This is a genomic window from Roseovarius sp. MBR-79, from assembly GCF_053628555.1.
The window spans coordinates 1-3,712 of the sequence record NZ_JBRJGP010000058.1; the positions used below are offsets into that span (position 1 = coordinate 1).

Sequence of the window (3,712 nt, forward strand, 5' to 3'; positions counted from 1 at the left end):
AGGGGTCTGATGCCGGAGGGGGCAGAATAGTACGCTAAGGGCTGATTTTGGCTCCTGTGCGGTGCAAAGTTCTGTAGATCGTTGGCCTTGAGACCGCAAAGACCTCTGCCAGGTCACTGATGGAATAGTCACCGGTGGCATGCATGCGTGCGAGTTCTTTTTGTTGCTTTTCAGAGAGTTTCGGCTGTTTCCCCCGGAGTTTGCCCTTTGCCCGTGCGATAGCCATGCCCTCCTTGGTCCGCAACCGGATGAGGTCGGCTTCAAACTCAGCAAATGTGGCCAGAATGTTGAAGAACATTTTACCCATTGGGTCCGTTGGGTCGTAGATGGAAATCCCCAACGCGAGCTTGACGCCTTTTTTCTCTAACTGATCTGCGATCGCACGTGCATCGGGGACGGACCGGGCAAGGCGATCCAATTTTGGCACGACCAGCACGTCACCTTCCCGGACGGCAGCTAGTGCTTGGTCGAGACCGGGGCGGGCGCGGTTGGTGCCCGTCAGCCCGTGGTCAGTATAAATGAGATCCTCTGATACGCCCAAGGCGCATAGGGCCTGCCGTTGTGCGGTCAGGTCCTGTTTGTCAGTCGAGCAGCGGGCATAGCCAATTTTGGTCACAGTCATAGCTTTAAAGTACGATTAAGGGGCGGCATATGCGAATCAAATCGTACCACCTATACGAGATATTCTGAGGTGTGGTTTCTCTGACCCTGCCAACCTTTGCAATACATGTCCGGTGAAGGAACCTCTTACGGACAGCCGCTTTGATCTTGGAAGGAACCACATGCCCCGCAGGAAAATGCTCACTGACCGCCAGCGGGAAGCGCTGCTTGATCTGCCGACCGACGAAACGGCGATGCTGCGTCACTACACGCTGGCAGATGATGATTTGGAAATCATTCGCGCCCGTCGTCGTCCCCATAATCGTTTCGGCTTCGCCCTTCAGCTTTGCGCATTGCGATACCCTGGTCGGTTGCTCGCGCCAGGCGAGGTTATTTCTGCGGCCTTGTCACGATTTTTGGCTGCGCAACTCGGACTGAAGCCTGATGATCTGGTGGAATATGCGACACGGGACGAAACGCGCCGCGAACACTTGGCCACTCTGCGTGAGATTTACGGATACAAGATGTTCACTGGCCGAGGATCGCGCGATCTGAAGGCCTGGCTTGAGAACGAAGCCGAAACCGCTCGGTCGAACGAGGATTTGGCACGGCGTTTTGTAGAGCAATGTCGGGCAACCCAGACCATTCTGCCTGGGATTACGGTTATTGAACGCCTCTGCGCGGACGCACTCGTTGCTGCCGAGCGACGGCTTGACACGCGGGTTGCTGACCGACTGGATGATGAGACACAAAGCCGACTTGATGCCCTGTTGACGGAAACCGTAGACAGCTCCGTCACCCGCTTCGTCTGGCTGCGCCAGTTTGAGGTGGGGCAGAACTCAGCCGACATGAACCGCCTACTTGATCGGCTGGAATTCTTGCAGGGCATGCCCGTGGAAAGATCTATCCTTGCCGGTGTGCCACCCCACCGTATCGCGCGCCTCCGACGGCAAGGGGAACGATATTTCGCCGGTGATCTACGGGATATTTCAGGTGATCGTCGCCTTGCCATCCTCGCGGTCTGTGCTTTGGAATGGCACAGCGCCATTGCCGATGCAGTGGTCGAGACCCATGACCGTATTGTTGGAAGGACGTGGCGTGAGGCGAAACGCGCATGCGATGCCCGTGCAGATGATGCCAAGGCCGCGTTGAAAGACACCTTGCAGGGCTTCTCTAATTATGGATCAGCGCTGCTGGAGGCACATGAAGATCAGGCCTCCCTCATCGATGCCGTTCAAAACGCAGGCGGCTGGTTGTCGCTCAGGGGGCTTGTCGCCACCGCTGCCCAACTCACCGACACATTGGCTGCCGATCCGCTGGCACATGTTGTTCACGGGTATCATCGCTTCCGACGTTATGCGCCGCGCATGCTGCGGGCGCTTGATATTCAGGCCGCTCAGGTTGCCGAACCGTTGTTGGAAGCTGCCAGCATCGTCGCGGGAACGGAAACCACAGGCGACCGCCCGCTGACCTTTCTGCGCCGGACCTCGAAATGGCATCGACACCTCAATAAAGATGATGGGCACCGCCTCTGGGAGGTGGCGGTCCTGTGCCACTTGCGCGATGCATTCAGAGCCGGCGACATCTGGCTTGCCCATTCCCGCAGGTATGGCGACCTCAAGGACACGCTGGTTCCGGCCGAAGTTGCCAGGGTAACGCCAAGAATGGCCATGCCATATGAGCCGGAAATATGGCTGGCAGATCGTAAATCTCGTTTGGCTGACGGCTTACAGCGATTGGCCCGCGCCGCCAGGGCCGGTGCCATTCCGGGAGGCTCCATCGAAGATGGCGTGCTCAAGATCGATCGCTTGACTGCCGATGTTCCCGAAGAGGCCGACGCCTTGGTGCTCGACCTTTACAAACGCCTGCCAGAGATCAGGATCACCGACCTGCTGCTCGAAGTGGATGACGAGATCGGCTTTACCGAGGCCTTCACCCATCTGCGCACTGGCGTCCCATGCAAGGACAGGGTCGGCATGCTGAATGTATTGCTGGCTGAAGGGCTTAACCTTGGCCTCTCCAAAATGGCCGGGGCCACGCACACCCACGACTATTTCCAACTGTCGCGCTTGTCGCGGTGGCATGTTGAAAGCGAGGCGATGGCGCGCGCACTGGCCATGGTGATCGAAGGCCAATCCGCCTTGCCAATGGCCCAGTTCTGGGGCGGTGGCACCAGCGCGTCCAGTGATGGGCAGTTCTTCCCCACCACGCGCCAGGGCGAAGCGATCAACCTGATCAACGCCAAATACGGCCATGAACCCGGTTTGAAAGCCTATACCCATGTCTCCGACCAGTTCGGCCCCTTCGCCACCCAGACCATCCCGGCCACGGTGAACGAGGCCCCTTACATCCTGGACGGCCTGTTAATGACAGACGCAGGCCAGAAAATCCGCGAACAGTATGCCGACACGGGCGGCTTCACCGACCACGTCTTTGCCGTCACCGCCCTTTTGGGCTTTCAGTTCATCCCCCGTATCCGGGACCTGCCATCCAAACGCCTCTACCTCTTCGATCCAGCATCCTGCCCGAAAGAATTGAAGGGGTTGATCGGCGGCAAGGTTAGGGAACCCGTTATCAGCTCAAATTGGTCAGATATCCTGCGCAGCACGGCCACAATGGTGGCGGGCGCGATGTCCCCAAGCCAACTCTTAAGGAAATTCGCTGCATATCCCCGGCAGCATGAGTTGGCCGTCGCGCTACGTGAAATCGGACGGGTTGAACGGACACTGTTTATCATCGACTGGCTGCTGGACGTCGACATGCAACGTCGCGCGCAAATAGGTCTGAACAAGGGCGAAGCACATCACGCCCTCAAGAACGCCCTACGCATTGGCCGCCAAGGTGAAATTCGCGATAGAACAACCGAGGGACAACACTTCCGAATGGCCGGGCTGAATCTGCTCGCCGCGATCATCATTTACTGGAACACCAAGCACCTCGGGCAGGCAGTCAATGGCCGCCGCCGCGATGGATTGTATTGCACACCAGACCTTCTGGCGCATATCTCACCCCTCGGATGGGCCCACATCCTGCTCACTGGCGAATACAGATGGCCCAAAAGATGATCAAACCGCCTTAGCGTACTATTCTGCCCCCTCCGGCAACAGACCCC

The 3,712-nt window shown here is 58.1% G+C and carries 2 protein-coding genes; one reads left to right on the plus strand and one right to left on the minus strand.

The features are described from left to right. Nucleotides 1-34: 34 nt before the first annotated feature. Complete coding sequence (locus tag ACSSV8_RS19965; RefSeq protein ID WP_038070177.1) at nt 35-622, minus strand: recombinase family protein; 588 nt, start codon at nt 620-622, stop codon at nt 35-37. A gap of 160 nt (nt 623-782) precedes the next feature. Here ACSSV8_RS19965 and ACSSV8_RS19970 point away from each other — a divergent pair, with 160 nt between their 5' ends. Beyond that, nucleotides 783-3,665, plus strand: a complete 2,883-nt coding sequence (locus ACSSV8_RS19970) for a Tn3 family transposase (RefSeq protein ID WP_038070180.1) — start codon at nt 783-785, stop codon at nt 3,663-3,665. Nucleotides 3,666-3,712 lie beyond the last annotated feature (47 nt).

Coding starts and splice junctions, on each gene's coding strand:
- ACSSV8_RS19965 (WP_038070177.1), bottom strand. CDS start 622: ATGACTGTGACCAAAATTGGCTATGCCCGCTGCTCGACTGACAAACAG.
- ACSSV8_RS19970 (WP_038070180.1), top strand. CDS start 783: ATGCCCCGCAGGAAAATGCTCACTGACCGCCAGCGGGAAGCGCTGCTT.